The following is a 15,180-nucleotide window of genomic DNA, read 5'->3' on the forward strand; positions in this document are numbered from 1 at the left end:
GCATGGACCTGCCCCCCATCCTTGTCGTCACCACCGGCGGCACCATAGACAAGCAGTATTTCGACGCGCTCAGCGAGTACCAGATCGCCGAGAGCGTGATCGAGGACATGCTCACTATCTCGCGCGTCACTCACCCGTTCCGCATCGTCGAGCTGATGCGCAAGGACAGCCTGGAACTTACCGACGCGGACCGCGCGCTGATCAGGGCAACCATTGCCGCGGCGCCGGAAACGCATGTCGTTGTCACGCACGGCACCGATACGATGACCGAAACCGCCAGGGTGCTTGCGGACGTCACGGGCAAGACCATCGTCCTGACAGGCGCGCTCGCCCCGGCGCGCTTCGCCGAGAGCGATGCCCCGTTCAACCTCGGCATGGCCTTCGCCTGCTGTCAGGCGGCCCGGCCCGGCGTATGGATCACCATGAACGGTTCGGTGTTTGATGGCCTCAAGGTAAAAAAGGACCGAGCCGCAGGAAAGTTTTCAGGAATTTAACCCGCGCAATCGTTTGTAGCGCAATGCAATCGTTGCGAATGGGTCGCACCTAGGTAAACTTTCGGAAACCTTTTTTCGCTATACGCAAAGAACGCTGCACTATTCCTTGCAGTCGACAGGTAGCGGTGCTCTTCCCCCCCCCCGTTCCGCCGTAGCATCGCTGCCTGTCTGCCCCCCGGGCGGCAGGCTTTCAGGCCGCCCCTGCAAAGGGAGATCCAGCAATGCCTGCAAGCATAGCTACGGATGATTTCAAGGGCGCGCTGGCCCATGCCCCCATCGGCGCAATGATCGTCGACGCAGCCGGTGCCGTATCCTGGGCCAACGACGCTGCAAGCGCCATGATGGGCACTGCCGCTTCCGCAGACCTTGAAGATTTTCCCCTCACCCTTCGGCTTTCGGCGCAAGATGCCGCGACCTTGCGCCGGATGCTCGCCCTGCATTTCGGCGCACCGGTTTCCAAGCGTACGACACGCGACGCCTCGCTGGCCCTGCCAAGACAGTCCGGCACCTGTCGCCCGGCGCTCTGGACTCTCGCGCCGCTCGAGGAAGGCGACGGGCGTCACGCCGTCCTGTTCCTGCAGGACGTGAGTGACGAAATTTCCGCCGACCCTGGAATGCCCTTGTATTTCAGGGGGGAGCTGGTTCACCTCGCCCCCTGCTCCCGGCGTTCGCGCCCCGCCAAGGGCCCGGCATTCCTGGAGCGGCTGGGCGGCGGACCCACTGGCGCCGTCTGAACCGAGACGCCGGGATGCCGTCGCAAGGCCCGAATCCGCCCCGATGATACTTCGCCACGGCGATGCGCCTTGACTGGATCGGCACTGGACCGGGGCCGCGCTATCCGCGATCCTCTTACCTCATTCCGGGCAGAGGCTCGGTAAGGAGAGGGAGAAGCGCCATGAGCGACGAATCGTCCGCGGCCATCCGCGATACGCGCAAGGACTGGGTTGTCGAACACCGGGACATGTACCTCAGTTCCGGCGGGGCCCAGGGGCACATCATGGACGTCACCCCTGTGGGCGGCCGCAGCTTCGCCACGCACTGCCTGGTCAAGTACACCGGCAGGAAGAGCGGCAAGGTCTTCATCACCCCGCTGTGCTACGGCGACATCGGCGGCGAGGTGGTCATCTGTGCCTCGAAGGGCGGCGCGGACCATCACCCGGCCTGGTACCTCAACATCCGCGAGCAGGAATTCGTCGAATTCCAGGTTGCCACGCAGGCGTTTCGCGCCACCTGGCGCGAGCCGGAAGGTGCCGAGCGCGAGAAAGTGTGGAACTTCATGGTCGATTGCCACCCCTTCTACGGCGACTACGCCAAGGCCACCGACCGCGTGATCCCGCTGGTGATGATGAAGGCGATCGAGCCGATCCCGGTCTTCAAGGCGAGCGACGCCACCGGCATCCGCCAGTTCTAGGCCTGCCCGGACATCCGGCCTCCGTTCGCGAGGCCGTCTAACGATATACCCAAGAAGGCCACGAGATATGAGCACGGCAACTCTCGATACCTCCGACATCGACCAGTACCTCGGCAAGGTCATGGATTTCTCGCCCCTGCGCGAGCCGATCGCCGCCAACGACATCCGGCGCTGGGTCCATGCCATGCACTACGCCAACCTGGTGCATTTCGATCCGGACTATGCCGCCGAAAGCCGCTGGGGCGGGCTGGTCGCGCCGCAGAGCTTTCCCATCGCCACCGACGACGGCCACGGCGCGGCGCCCGCCTGCGTCGGCTGCATTCCCAATTCGCACCTGCTTTTCGCCGGTGACGAATGGTGGTTCTACGGCCCGCGCATCAAGCCGGGCGACATGGTGAAGAACGAGCGCATTCCCTTCGACTATACGGTCAAGGAAACCGGCTTCGGCCCCACTGCCTTCCAGCGCGGTGACAACAACTACTACAACCAGGACGGCGATGCGATAGCCAAGCAGCGCTCCACCTCGCTGCGCTACAACGCGCAGGCTGGCGGCGCCTCGGTCAACCAGGCAGACTTCGACGACCCCGACTGGTCCGACGAGGAAATGGCCGACGTCGAAAAGCGCGTGTTCTCCTGGGTGCAGATGCTGCACGACCTCGGCCACAAGGAGCGCTGGTGGGATGACGTGAATGTGGGCGACCAGTTGCCCGAGCGCGTGTTCGGCCCGCATTCTATCGCCAGCTTCGCCACTGAATGGCGCGCCTACATCGTCAACACCTGGGGGACGATGAACCTGCGCAAGAACGACCTGGAAGCGCTGGGCTTCACCCGCGAAATGGCCGGTTACGAGAACGACCCCGACATGATGAAGGAGAATCCCTTCCTCACCGACGGCGCCTACTACGGCCCGTCGCGCGGGCACCTCTTCCCCAAGTATGCCCGCCGCATCGGCATGCCGCGCGGCTACGGCTACGGCGCCTCGATGGGGTCGTGGGTGACGGACTTCCTCTCGGGCTGGGCCGGCGAATACGGCATGGTCGTGCACTCCACCGCCAACTATCGCGGCCCGGCGCTGACCGGCGACATCACTATCCAGACCGCCGAAGTGACGGAAAAGTCGGTCGATGACGAGGGTCGCCATCTCGTCCACGTCAAGCACCTGATGACCAACCAGCGCGGCGTGAAGATGTGCCTCGGCACGGCGGAGATCGCGTTGCCGAAGAAGCCGGCTTAGCGCGGCAGAGCCCACTCCTCCCCCTCCCGCTCGCGGGAGGGGGATGGCAGCAACTCACGCCATGGCTTTACCGCCTCCGTTCGTGTCGAGCGAAGTCGAGACACCGTAGCGCCGGTTTAACGTGTCTCGACTTCGCTCGACACGAACGGCTGATAACTTGTCCCAGCAGGGACGTCCGCTCACCAACCCGCCAAGTCACCGCCCGCAGAAACGGTCGCCACGTTTCCGGCCACCCACACCGCGTCGTCTTGCTGCGAGCAGCGGACCCGCCCGTCGGCGCCCACCTTGCGCCCCTGTGTGGCGACATAGCTCCCATCCGCCAAACCCGCGCCGAACAGGTATTGCGCAACCGCCGCGTTGAGACTGCCCGTCACCGGATCCTCGCACAGGCGCCCGGTCGGATCGGCGAAGAAGGCGCGCACTTCCCATTGCGCAGGACCACCCGGCACGCAGGGGCCGAGTAGCGCCACGTCGGTCGGCACCGGCGCGCGGGGCGCAGGCTCGGCTGCGAGTACCGCTTCAGCCGACTCCAGATGAAGCAGCCGCCAGTTGGGCCCGTTGTTGGCGTGGACGGCCGCGACGACCTGATCGGGCGCGACACCCGTGAGTTGCAGCACCTCGGACCGGTCGGACTCATCCAGCGGGCCGGACCGGATCAGCGGGGGCGCCTTGAAGGCTAGCCGTTCGTCCTCCTGTCGCACCTCGACAAGACCGATGCCGCATTCCTGCACGATCCGCCCCGACGCCTTCGGTGTCCCGCCAGCCGCCAGCCACGCGTGGGCTGTGCCGAGCGTGGGGTGACCGGCAAAGGGCAGTTCGCCTGCCGGATAGAAGATGCGGACCTTGTAATCGGCTGCCGGGTCGGTGGGCGGCAGCAGGAATGTCGTTTCGGAAAAGCCCAGCCACCGCGTAAGGCGCAGCATTGCCGCGGCGTCCAGATCCTCGCCGCCACGCACGACGGCCAACGGATTGCCGCTGAGCGGGCCGGAACCAAACACGTCAACCAAATCTAGCAACATTCTTGCATCCTTGCCTTGCGATCTGACGATTCATCGCAGGATTGCTTCACCCTGTCTGCACTTGCCTCTGTGTAATGTCCGGTTCATCCCGTGTTGAGGAGTGAACAGACAATATCGGCGCCAAGATTCAGGCTTTGCTTTCGCAGGAGGACTACGATGAAAAAGATGTTGCTGGCTCTGGCCATGGCCGCGGTCGCCCTTCCGGCCGTGCCGGCTGCCGCCGATCCGCCGCCGTGGGCACCGGCGCACGGCAAGCGCTACAAGGACGACTACCGCCGCCACCATAACCGCGAGCGTATCTATGATTCGCGCGGCCGCTACCTCGAGCCACGCCGCATTACCCGCAATTCCTACGTCTGGCGCGGCCGCGACGGCCGGTATTACTGCCGGCGGGACAACGGGACGACCGGGCTGATCATCGGCGCCGGAGTCGGGGCGCTTGCCGGTCATGAACTGGCGGGCCGCGGCGACCGTACGCTGGGGGCGATACTGGGCGGCGTGATCGGCGGCGTCCTCGGCCGCGAGATCGACCGCGGTGATCTCAAGTGCCGCTGATCTGATATCCGCCGACATGCGAATAGAGGCGCGTCGCAGCCACCTGCGGCGCGCCTTGTTCTTGCCCGCGCTCCGGCATTTCACCGTGAAACAGCCTCCATTTGGCGCGCTTTCGCCACTCTGCCGATCCGTTCATCTGAGGTTGTGGATCCATGAACAAGGTACGGTGTTAGCCATCCACCAATGCAGCAGACTATGAGGGTCCGAACATGCGCAAGGTAATCGTGGCCGCCACCATGGCGGCGCTCAGTATCCCCGCCACCTTGGCGGTTTCCGCCCCTGCCGCGGCACATGACAGGCATGAACGGCGCTACCATCACACCGACAATGGTATTCGCTACTGGCGCGGCGATGACGGCCGGTACTACTGCAAGAAGTCCAACGGCACGACCGGCCTGCTGATCGGCGGCGTTGCCGGGGCCCTTGTCGGCAGGGCCATCGACACGCGCGGCGACCGCGCCACGGGCACCATTCTCGGCGCCGCGGCAGGTGCCCTGCTGGGCCGCGAAGTGGATCGCAACAACTCGCGCCCCCGCTGCCGCTGAGACGATTTCCCGTCGAAACGACCAGGCGCGCCCTTCCTATCGGGACGGCGCGCCTTTTTCGTTTGAAGAGGCGATCCAATTCCACCCATACTGTGACCAAACAGAGCCGGAATGGGAGAAAGGCATTGGACGACGTCGAGGAAATCAAGAAACTCAAGGCCCGTTATTTCCGCTCGCTCGATAGCAAGGACTGGGACCTTTACGGCTCGCTTTTCTCCCCGGACGTAGTGGTCGACCTGCGGCGCGCTGGCGGCCAGTTGTTCGAAGGGCGTGACACCTACATGGAATATGCGCGGGGCATGAAGCTGATCCAGAGCGTGCACCACGGCCACATGCCCGAAATCGAGATGACCGGCCCGACGACGGCCTCCGGAGTCTGGGCCTTGGAAGACTACAACATCTGGGAAGACGGCAGCCAGAACCATGGCTGGGGCCATTACCTCGAAACCTACGAGAAGAGCGACGGACGCTGGACCATCAAGACCATGGCCCTGTCCTACCTGCGCATCGAACGCAGCCTCGGCGCGCCACCGATCATCGCGGGTGTGGAGAACACGGCCCACTTGCGCGGGCTGAACCCAGCGGGCTTCTGAGTTTGTGGACCGGCGATGAGCGTGATCTTCGCTGAAAGAGATTTTTTGCGATTTCACAAATACGCGGATGGCAGATACGGTAGAGTGGCTGGGCATGGAATTGCTGAGCAGGATACCACACACTTCCATGCAACACCTTGAAACGCAAACCGGTTAGGAGCTGTCAATGTCGAGCGAAGGTCTTCATGCCCCCCGCGAACGCTTGAGCAAGAAAACGCTGTCCATGCATCAGGCGATCGTGTCGCTGATGGAGGAACTCGAAGCGACCGACTGGTATCGCCAGCGCGCCGACGACTGCGACGACGAAGCCCTGAAAGCCATTCTCCTGCACAACATGCGCGAAGAGATCGAGCACGCCTGCATGGCGCTCGAATGGCTGCGTCGAAACAGCGAAGACTTCGACCGCGAGCTTCGCGAATATCTCTTCACCGAAGGCGATATTGCAGCCCTCGAAGAAGAGGCGACCGGCGATTAGTCGGTAGCAGACCGTCAGGCCTTTGCCCGCGCCACCTCCGGCAGGCGCGCAAGGTTGGCGAAGGCCTGACGCACCGACCTTCCACGCATCGCCGGCGCATGGGCGCTGACCAGCGCCGCAATACCCAATTGCTCCAGCCCGGACAGTTCTCGTTGGAAGGCCGCTGGCTCGACCAGCCCGATCCACGGGCAAAGCGATGCCAGATGGAATTGCGCCATGGTGGTCGCCCACGCTGAGGGATCGATGTCTTCGACCCAGTCCACCGGCGCTTCCGGATTTGGCGCGCAAAAGGCGTCGGAAGCATAATAGACCCCGGTGGAATGATCGAACAGGCCGCGCGTGTAGGGGCTGTCGTAGACCGGCGGCCGCACGGCACGCAGTGTGCGGTCTCCCGCATCGAAGGTTTCGCCGGGATCGACCATGTGCATCCGCTCGTAGGAAATGCCGAAGGAGGCTGCACAGCGGAAGGCCTCGCCGCGGCTGGTTACCAGTTTCGCGTTGGGGCAGCGCTGCAGCGCCTCGACCATGTTGCCCGAATGATCGCTGTCGTTGTGGGTGATGAAGATCCAGCGCACCTCGTCCGGTGCGACGAGCGAAAACAAGTCGGCAAACCACTGCTCCCGGCTGGTGACCATGCCGGTATCCACGATCACCGGCTCGGCCGCGCGGATGAGCATGGCGTTGAGGTTCGTCCACGTCCCACCTACCGACGGCGTCAGTGCCCGGATCACGAACGTCTCCGATGCAACCTGCAGCGGTTCCTGCCGGGGCGGGGTCAAGGTCAGGTCGGGTATGAACAGGCTCACGCTCGATGCTCCGCCACTGGAGAAGATCGCTTCGGTGTACCTTCACAGGGCCAGCGCGTAACTGCTGAAGTCTTTAAGATCGTTCGCTTCCGTTCTTCCTGCCTCAACACCGATCACGCCGACCGTTATTCCCGCAAGCGGGTTTCCTACCGGACCAAGCTATGCTCCAATGGCGCAACATGACCCGGCCTGCACATTCCTACGCGAACCAACCTTCCGACCCGCCGCGCCCGCGTGGCGCCCGGCGGAATTGCTTCGCTCTGGACAGTGTAAACCGTGTCAACTGTGTCACCTTGCGCGACAGGGGGCTCTCGGCATGAGGACGCGGCCTGCGATGCTCGTCACCGGGGGCGCCAAGCGAATCGGCGCTGCCATAGCGCGGGCCTTCGGCGAGGCGGGCTGGCACGTAGTGATCCATTACGGCCGATCACGGGACCAGGCCGAAGCGCTGGCCGCCGAATTGCCCTCCGCCGAAATCGTCAGTTGCGATCTGAACGACTGGGACCAGGGTCCGGCCATGGTCGCGCAGCTTGCGGAGCGGCTGGAAGACTGGCGCGTTCTGGTCAACTGCGCCGGCGTTTTCGACCTCGATACCTCTCGGGACCTGGAACCGGCGGTGTTCGAAGCCGCCATGCAGGTCAACGCCGCCACACCGGCACGCATAGGTCAGACGTTCCTGGCGCGTGCGCGCAGCACAACCGGGCGGCGCTTGATCCACGTGACCGACCAGAAGCTGGAAAATCCCAATCCCGATTTCTTTTCCTATACGATGAGCAAGCACGCGCTGGCCTCCACCGTTCCGATGCTCTCCATGGCCCGCGAGGATGCGCGTGACCGCATCTACGCCATCGCCCCGGGGGCGATCCTCGCCAGCCACGACCAGACCGAGGCGGAAACCGAGGTCTCGCATCGGATGAATCTGCTCCACCGCAAGACCACCCCGCACGACATCGCCGGCGCCGCACTGTTTCTGGCAGGCGGCTGGCTCGCATCCGGCGAAACGATCTTCGTCGATTCCGGGCAGCACCTGCTGGCGCAGGAGCGCGACGTGTTGTTTCTGGCGCGACAATGAATGGGCCCGAAAAGTCGCATTTGCCAGCGCTGGAGATAACGCTAGACTCATCCGGATCTTTACTCAGTCCTCGTCCGCAAGGCATTCAATACCATGGCAATTCTTGATCGATTTCTCGAACGCGGGGTCCGCCGGGGCGTACTCGAAGTGGCCCGCCCCGACGGCAGTGTGAAACGTTTCGGAGAGCCTGCGGAAGGTTTCCCGGAAGTGCGCGTCCGCTTCGCGAGCGGGAAGGCGGAACGCCGGATTCTCGCCGATCCCCGCCTGGGCGCCGCGGAGGCGTTCATGGACGGCGAAATGACTATCGAGCAGGGCGACATCATGGCGCTCGTGCATTTGCTGCGGGCGAACAGTCCTTGGGACAAGGGCGGGGAAGTGCGCGAAGCTTCCAGGCTCAAGGCGATGCGCAATCGGCTCGTCACGCTCTATGACGGCCTCAATCGTTCCTCGAAGGCCAAGGCCAACGTCGCCCATCACTACGACATCGGCAACGCGCTCTACCGGCTGTTCCTCGACAGCGAGCACATGCAGTACAGCTGCGCCTACTGGCCGCGCGACGGCATGACCCTTGAGCAGGCGCAGGAAGCCAAGCTTGCGCATATCGCGGCCAAGCTGGCGCTGGAACCGGGCCAGAAGGTGCTGGACATCGGGTGCGGCTGGGGCGGCATGGCGATCTATCTCGCAAAGCATGCGGATGTTTCGGTCAAGGGCATCACCCTCAGCGAAGAACAGCTCGCGCTCGCCAGGGAGCGCGCCCTTGCCGCGGGCGTCGCCGGGCGGATCGAATTCGAACTGGTCGACTACCGCGACCTCGCCGACCGCGGCGAAACTTTCGACCGGATCGTGTCCGTGGGCATGTTCGAGCATGTCGGGCAGGCCCAGTACGACCGCTATTTTCGCGACTGCGCCAGGATGCTGGCCGATGACGGGGTGATGCTGCTCCACACCATCGGTCGCATGGGCGGCCCCGGCGCCACCGACGCCTTCACCCGCAAGTACATCTTCCCCGGCGGCTATATCCCCGCGCTCAGCGAAACCGTCGCCTCCAGCGAGAAGGTCCGACTGATCGCTTCCGACGTGGAGAACTTGCGCCTGCACTACGCCCTGACCTTGCGCGAATGGTACAAGCGCTGCGTGGCGAACAAGGACGCGATCGTCGCGCTCTACGATGAGCGTTTCTACCGGATGTGGACCTTCTATCTTTCCGGCGCGACCGCCGCTTTCGAGAGCGGGAGCATGTGCAACTACCAGATCCAGTACACCCGCAATCGCCGCGCCCTGCCCCTCACGCGCGACTACATGGCCGCAAGCGAGGCGGACCTGCTTTCGTCGCGGGTACAACCCGCCATTGCGCCTTAGGGCCAGCGCTGATAGGCGCGCGTCGCAAATGTAGCGTCGATTTCAGCGGAGCCGCAGAGCCCATGTCCGATATCAAGAAGGTCGTCCTCGCCTATTCCGGCGGCCTCGACACCAGCGTCATCCTCAAGTGGCTTCAGGTCACCTACAACTGCGAGGTGGTGACTTTCACCGCCGACCTCGGCCAGGGCGAGGAGCTCGAGCCCGCCCGCGCCAAGGCCCAGCTCATGGGCGTGCCGGACAAGCACATCTACATCGACGACCTGCGCGAGGAATTCGTGCGCGATTTCGTCTTCCCGATGTTCCGCGCCAATGCCCGCTACGAAGGCGACTATCTGCTCGGCACCTCGATCGCGCGCCCGCTCATCTCCAAGCGCCTGATCGAGATCGCCCGTGAGACCGGCGCCGACGCCATCGCCCACGGCGCCACCGGCAAGGGCAACGACCAGGTGCGCTTCGAACTCAGCGCCTACGCGCTCGATCCGAACATCAAGGTCATCGCCCCCTGGCGCGAGTGGGATCTCAATTCCCGCACCGCCCTCATCGAGTGGGCCGAGCAGCACCAGATCCCGGTCCCCAAGGACAAGCGCGGCGAGAGCCCATTCTCCACCGACGCCAACCTCCTGCACACCTCCTCGGAGGGCAAGGTGCTCGAGGATCCGTGGGAAGAGACCCCCGACTACGTCTATTCGCGCACCGTCAATCCCGAGGATGCGCCGGATAGCCCCGAATATATCACCATCGACTTCACCAAGGGCGACGGCGTTGCCCTCAACGGCGAGGCGATGAGCCCGGCCACGCTGCTCACCGCGCTCAACGAGCTGGGCCGCAAGCACGGCATCGGCCGCCTCGACCTCGTCGAGAACCGCTTCGTCGGCATGAAGTCGCGCGGCATGTACGAGACTCCGGGCGGCACCATCTACGCCGCCGCCCACCGCGGCATCGAGCAGATCACGCTCGACCGGGGTGCCGCGCACCTCAAGGACGAGCTCATGCCCAAGTACGCCGAGCTCATCTACAACGGCTTCTGGTTCGCGCCGGAGCGCGAGATGCTGCAGGCGGCGATCGACCACTCGCAGAGCCGCGTCAACGGCACCGTCCGGCTCAAGCTCTACAAGGGCAGCGCCTCGGTCGTCGGCCGCAAGAGCCCGGATTCGCTGTATTCCGAGCGCCACGTCACCTTCGAGGACGATGCCGGCGCCTACGACCAGAAGGACGCGCAGGGCTTCATCAAGCTCAATGCCCTGCGCCTGCGCCTGCTGGCCCAGCGCGATTCCGGCGGCGCCTGAAGCCTTTCGCCGCAAATGGTTCCCGCTTTCCGGCGGCCCGTTGCCAAAGCGCGACGGGCCGCCGGCGCACGGGTGCAAATCTCAGGACATAATTCCTACATAGCTTTCGATCGGAAACGACGAAGCGGGGAAATCTTGATTCTCAAGCACACCGGAATTCTGGCGCCCATGGCGCTTGCAGTGATGACACTTCCGCTTGCCGGACCGATTCACGCCGATGTCGAAACCGTAGACGTCACCATCAACGACAACGACGCGCTCTCCACCGCGCCCATCGCCAAGTCGCCGGCCTATGCCGCGATCGGCCAGGGCATGGCGAGCTACTACGGCAACGAGTTCGCCGGCCGGCCCACCGCCAGCGGCGAGACCTTCGATCCCTCTGCGCTCACCGCCGCGCATCGCACCCTGCCCTTCGGCACCGAGGTCCAGGTGACCAACGAGCTGACCGGCGCCTCGGTGGTGGTCACGATCAACGACCGCGGCCCCTTCCACGGCAACCGCGTGATCGACCTGTCCGAGGCGGCCGCCCGCAAGATCGGGCTGGTGCGCCGGGGCAGCGGCATGGTCGAACTGGCCGTACTCACGCCCGACGCCTGATCTTCCAGACCATTTCCAGACCGTAACCGGCTGTCTTTTTTGAGGAAAAAAGGGCGGCCGGCGCGGTTGTGGGAGGGGGTGGGGGGAGGACCGCGCCGGCCTTCACACCCCAAAAGCCCGAAACCGGCACTCCGTTCCCGACAATATCCCGCCTGCGCCCAGCCGTGCGCTTATTTCGACGAGTCGACAGGTTGACACGGTTTACACGGTCCAGAGAGAAATCCGTGCCCGGGCCGTGGAGAGATTTGTACTCCATCGGGGGGTGGTCAGAACCACTGCCCCCCTCCCGCAGGCGGGAGGGGTTAGGGGTGGGCAGTCCGGACGCTGACGTAGCGTTTGCGCCGTCGGTGGCTGCGCGAGATTCCGGATCTGAACCGCACGCTGCGTTTGCGAGCCCACCCCCGGCCCCTCCCGCTTGCGGGAGGGGAGAGTCAGCGCTGCCCTTCTCCGTCCCGCCAACCTCATCCCCCAAGAACCCATCCACGCGCCCAAAGGCATGGCCCTGCCAGCCGTCCCACTGCGCGCCGCTTTCGGCGTGGAAGTCGGCATATTCCGGCGCGGGGGGATAGGACGGGTCGGGCAGGCCTTCGGGCCGGTCGGGATCGTCGACGCTAACCCCGTGCTTCTCCTCGAAGGCAGCCTCGGCCTCCTCGGCAGCCTCGATCCAGGCCTCGTTCGCCGCGACGAAGGCCGGTTCGGCCCGCTCGCGCACGAACGCCGCGCGGTCCGGCGGCAGCGGCAGGGGATCGGCTGCGCGCTCCTCCTGCGCATGGTACTCCTCCACCGGGCGCGGCGGCAGGCCCTCCTCGTCCTCGCTGCCGAGATGCGCCGCCGCATCCTCGCCCGCGATCACCGCGAGCGCCTCGTCGAAGCGGCCCGCCAGCGCCTGCACCGCGCTCTCCTCGTCCCCGGCCAGCCGGTCGAGCCGCGCGAGGTGCGCCAGCAGCAGCCGCGTGTCGTAGCGCTGGCGCTTGCCGACCAGCTCGCCGCGGAACCAGACCGCCTCCTCCACCCCGTCGAGCGCGCGCGTCGCCAGCACTTCCTCGGCATGGCCGCGCGCGAGCACCAGCGCCGCCTGCCACCCCCGCGCAAAGGCCGCATCGCGCCGCCGCAACACATAGGCCGACTGCCGGCTCATCCCGACCCGCGCGCAGGCCGCGCGCACATCGCCCTTTTCGGAGAGGTGATGGAGAAACCGCACCTTGCGCCCCGCATCCCAGGCATGGTGCGAGACGAAAGCCCCGTCCCCGGCCACGGCATCCGCCGCCGACGGCTTGCGGCAGATCCCGCCCGTCGCCGGACAGACCCACGCGCTGACCACCCCCGTATCCGAAGGCAAGGGCCGGGGCGGCTCATCGTCCGGATCGTGCGGCGCCCACCCCGCAAAACCCGCCTCGTCCGACGGCAACCCGATATCGCGCTCCACCGGAATCCACCCCCGCCCGAACCGCACAGACGGACCATCCCATTCCTCCCCGAGCTCGTCTCGGGGAGGGGGACCGCCCGGCGCAGCCGGGTGGTGGAGGGGGACATCCTCCCCCGCTGGGGGAGGGGGACCATCGGAACGATGGTGGAGGGGCACACGCGGCAAGCCCCGCCCTCCCCCTTCAGAATCACGGGCAGCGGACGGACGCGGATCGGCAGGCTGGGACATGGTTCACCCCCAAGGCTGGAGCAACAGGACCGGCGCCCTCACGCGCGCCGGGGTGAACCGGGATATTTATGGCAGATTGGGGTGTGTAGGAAAGACGCACGCGAACGAAAAGCGTTAACCTTGCTCTACTGCCTCACGCAAACTTCTAAATTCAAGAACTTCGATAATTCTTCAAATTAAAAATTATACACCACCAGATTTTGAACTTGATGGAAATTTAAGAGATAGCAATATCTAAATATCTCTATTTAGATATTTAAGCGAGCCCTAAAAATGAAGCCATTTCAAAAATTTTTGAATATAGCAATGATTTCTATAACATTACTTTGCATTGTTACTTTCATTTATATCGCATATAAAAGCAATATATTCATATATTCTACCAATAAACAAAATATAGATGAACACAACTTAAGTAACCAAGATGCAATAAATGCCGTTTTTGGAACCTTACAATTTAGCATTTCGGTTATATCGTCTCTAGTAGTTATAATATCAGTTGTAATTTCTGTATTTGTAGGGCGAACACTTAGAGATGCTCAATCGACAGCTAGAAAAGAAATAGAAGAGTTTGCGAATTTATACAGAAACAATCTAGACCAAATCGACAAAACTCTATCAGTTCAAGCATCATCAGCAATAAGCGCGTATATGTCATCGAATGATGTTTCTAAACTACTTGATCAATATAAAAAAGATTTGAAATCAATAGAAAAAGACAGAGAAGACATACTGCCAATTATACGTGAGTATAGGGAATTTAATAACGCAAGAAAGGAACAAGAAACAGACTTCAACGGCCCCTTCCTTTCACTTAACGGAGAATACGATGAAGTTAAAGAAATTGATAGAAATAGTGAAGAAATTGACAGAGAAAAGGCGATATCAGAATTCAAATTCTCCAATAGATCGAAAATGAGACAATCTCTTCTTCTTTTGGAAGAAGGGGCTTTGAGGCGAAAAGTATCAGCAAATGATGCATTCAACGGAGCTCAAGTCGCAAGTAGTTTTCATTTTTCAGAGCTGTCGCATAGACTAGCAGTATGTGCAAACTGGCTTCACTCTACAATACTTTATCAGGCAAGAGTATTTCGAGCCGAATACGAAAGAGGTGACCGCTTCACGGCCATTCCCTCAGCTGAAGAAGGGCGCTTTACGCTTGTTAGCGACAACCCAAGTAACAATGAGCTCATTTCTAACGAGATACGCAACAATGCTCATGAAAAAATATTTGGTCTATTTAATCAAGGGGACTTCTTAGAAATTCACCTTGTTCTTTCCGAAATTTGGAATGTAGCAGTAAGATCAAACTCCCTAGAAACTTATATATCGGAAGCTGAAACCAATATCTCTCGCCACAACGAAGCTGGGATAAGGGTGCCTGCTTACGCATATGCACAACTAGCTAGGGCATATGCAATGTTCTGTCCTACAGGATGGGCAACTAGAGCTGAGGACGTCCTGCAAAAAGCAAATGAAGCACTTCAAGAGGAGAGCATAATAAGCATGTCGTATATACACTCTCTACAAGAGATGCGCTATGTACAACAAGCTTTGTCTTCTATTTGATTTCAGTTAATATGAATACATTTTGAAATGTCATTTTATGCGTATTCAAGGCCAAAGTTAACCGCTCTTCCCTACCGCCAACCGCCTGACAGCAGGCCAATGAGCGTACTGCATCAGGGGCGCACCACACTTCCTAGCTGGAATTGAGCCCGCCGCTCGCGTCGGGGTCGAAAGCATAAACCGCGAGCATCGCGAGATCCTGGCGGCGCAGACGGCCTGAGGACTCCCACCAGCGTTCGTCATTGCGAGCGGAGCGAAGCAATCCAGAGCGGTTGACGGTCGCTCTGAATAGCCGGGGCCCTGCGGGCCTCGCCATGACGATGGAGGTGAGGCCTCCGTCACCCCCGCTTCGTCGCCCCGACGCAGGTGGGGGTCCCGCTTGTGGCGTCTGGCGCCGGGCAAGAAAGCAGGATCCCCGCCTGCGCGGGGATGACGGGTGGGGGTAGCTGAGATGAGGGATCGGGGAACGGTGCGGCAAGGCCGAAGACGCGCCCTCTCCGTTCGTGTCGAG

The 15,180-nt window shown here is 62.3% G+C and carries 16 protein-coding genes; 13 read left to right on the plus strand and 3 right to left on the minus strand.

Going from position 1 to position 15,180, the window contains the following annotated elements; genetic code table 11:
• Window positions 1-2 precede the first annotated feature (2 nt).
• The 4 genes from LK12_RS01825 (at window position 3) to LK12_RS01840 (ending at window position 3,139) form a co-directional block, all read left to right on the plus strand.
• Complete coding sequence (locus LK12_RS01825) at window positions 3-494, plus strand: asparaginase domain-containing protein (RefSeq protein ID WP_039278570.1); 492 nt, start codon at window positions 3-5, stop codon at window positions 492-494.
• Between the two features lie 221 nt (window positions 495-715).
• Window positions 716-1,228 (plus strand): PAS domain-containing protein, encoded by a 513-nt coding sequence (locus LK12_RS01830; protein ID WP_039278572.1) that lies wholly within the window; start codon window positions 716-718, stop codon window positions 1,226-1,228.
• A gap of 161 nt (window positions 1,229-1,389) precedes the next feature.
• Entirely contained in the window at window positions 1,390-1,905 is a 516-nt protein-coding gene (locus LK12_RS01835) for a nitroreductase/quinone reductase family protein (RefSeq protein ID WP_039278575.1), read from the plus strand.
• A 67-nt stretch (window positions 1,906-1,972) separates the two neighbouring features.
• Window positions 1,973-3,139, plus strand: a complete 1,167-nt coding sequence (locus LK12_RS01840; protein WP_039278577.1) for an FAS1-like dehydratase domain-containing protein — start codon at window positions 1,973-1,975, stop codon at window positions 3,137-3,139.
• Between the two features lie 179 nt (window positions 3,140-3,318).
• Here the strand turns inward: LK12_RS01840 and LK12_RS01845 are convergent, their stop codons facing one another.
• Window positions 3,319-4,158: a PhzF family phenazine biosynthesis protein gene (locus tag LK12_RS01845; RefSeq protein WP_039278580.1), complete on the minus strand. Its 840-nt coding sequence runs from the start codon at window positions 4,156-4,158 to the stop codon at window positions 3,319-3,321.
• 156 nt (window positions 4,159-4,314) lie between these two features.
• On the opposite strand from LK12_RS01845, the gene LK12_RS01850 reads away from it, so the two are divergent.
• The 4 genes from LK12_RS01850 to LK12_RS01865 all read left to right on the plus strand — a co-directional run bounded on the left by LK12_RS01850 (window position 4,315) and on the right by LK12_RS01865 (window position 6,326).
• Complete coding sequence (locus tag LK12_RS01850; protein ID WP_039278582.1) at window positions 4,315-4,713, plus strand: glycine zipper 2TM domain-containing protein; 399 nt, start codon at window positions 4,315-4,317, stop codon at window positions 4,711-4,713.
• A 209-nt stretch (window positions 4,714-4,922) separates the two neighbouring features.
• Window positions 4,923-5,258 carry a glycine zipper 2TM domain-containing protein gene (locus tag LK12_RS01855; RefSeq protein WP_039278584.1) on the plus strand — a complete coding sequence of 112 codons (336 nt, stop codon included), beginning with the start codon at window positions 4,923-4,925 and terminating at the stop codon, window positions 5,256-5,258.
• Window positions 5,259-5,383: 125 nt separating this feature from the next.
• Window positions 5,384-5,851, plus strand: coding sequence for a nuclear transport factor 2 family protein (locus LK12_RS01860; protein ID WP_052223086.1), 468 nt, complete (start codon window positions 5,384-5,386; stop codon window positions 5,849-5,851).
• 166 nt (window positions 5,852-6,017) lie between these two features.
• A complete protein-coding gene (locus LK12_RS01865; RefSeq protein ID WP_039278585.1) occupies window positions 6,018-6,326 on the plus strand; it encodes a ferritin family protein in 309 nt (102 codons plus the stop codon).
• A 14-nt stretch (window positions 6,327-6,340) separates the two neighbouring features.
• On the opposite strand, the gene LK12_RS01870 is transcribed toward LK12_RS01865, so the two are convergent.
• Window positions 6,341-7,132 (minus strand): oxygen-binding di-iron domain-containing protein, encoded by a 792-nt coding sequence (locus tag LK12_RS01870; protein WP_052223087.1) that lies wholly within the window; start codon window positions 7,130-7,132, stop codon window positions 6,341-6,343.
• A gap of 316 nt (window positions 7,133-7,448) precedes the next feature.
• On the opposite strand from LK12_RS01870, the gene LK12_RS01875 reads away from it, so the two are divergent.
• From LK12_RS01875 to LK12_RS01890, 4 genes are all read left to right on the plus strand, one after another.
• Window positions 7,449-8,204 carry an SDR family oxidoreductase gene (locus LK12_RS01875; protein WP_039278587.1) on the plus strand — a complete coding sequence of 252 codons (756 nt, stop codon included), beginning with the start codon at window positions 7,449-7,451 and terminating at the stop codon, window positions 8,202-8,204.
• A 93-nt stretch (window positions 8,205-8,297) separates the two neighbouring features.
• Window positions 8,298-9,563 (plus strand): SAM-dependent methyltransferase, encoded by a 1,266-nt coding sequence (locus tag LK12_RS01880; protein ID WP_039278590.1) that lies wholly within the window; start codon window positions 8,298-8,300, stop codon window positions 9,561-9,563.
• Window positions 9,564-9,625: 62 nt separating this feature from the next.
• Window positions 9,626-10,849 carry an argininosuccinate synthase gene (locus tag LK12_RS01885; RefSeq protein WP_039278593.1) on the plus strand — a complete coding sequence of 408 codons (1,224 nt, stop codon included), beginning with the start codon at window positions 9,626-9,628 and terminating at the stop codon, window positions 10,847-10,849.
• A 135-nt stretch (window positions 10,850-10,984) separates the two neighbouring features.
• Window positions 10,985-11,446, plus strand: a complete 462-nt coding sequence (locus tag LK12_RS01890; RefSeq protein ID WP_231568191.1) for a septal ring lytic transglycosylase RlpA family protein — start codon at window positions 10,985-10,987, stop codon at window positions 11,444-11,446.
• Here LK12_RS01890 and LK12_RS23670 read toward each other — a convergent pair.
• Window positions 11,430-12,872: a hypothetical protein gene (locus LK12_RS23670; RefSeq protein WP_156135353.1), complete on the minus strand. Its 1,443-nt coding sequence runs from the start codon at window positions 12,870-12,872 to the stop codon at window positions 11,430-11,432. The two genes, LK12_RS01890 and LK12_RS23670, sit on opposite strands and share 17 nt — an antisense overlap.
• 501 nt (window positions 12,873-13,373) lie before the next feature.
• Between LK12_RS23670 and LK12_RS24505 the strand changes: the two genes are divergently transcribed.
• Complete coding sequence (locus tag LK12_RS24505; RefSeq protein WP_156135354.1) at window positions 13,374-14,669, plus strand: hypothetical protein; 1,296 nt, start codon at window positions 13,374-13,376, stop codon at window positions 14,667-14,669.
• Window positions 14,670-15,180 lie beyond the last annotated feature (511 nt).

The sequence above is a fragment of the Novosphingobium malaysiense genome (assembly GCF_000802225.1).
Lineage (GTDB): Bacteria > Pseudomonadota > Alphaproteobacteria > Sphingomonadales > Sphingomonadaceae > Novosphingobium > Novosphingobium malaysiense.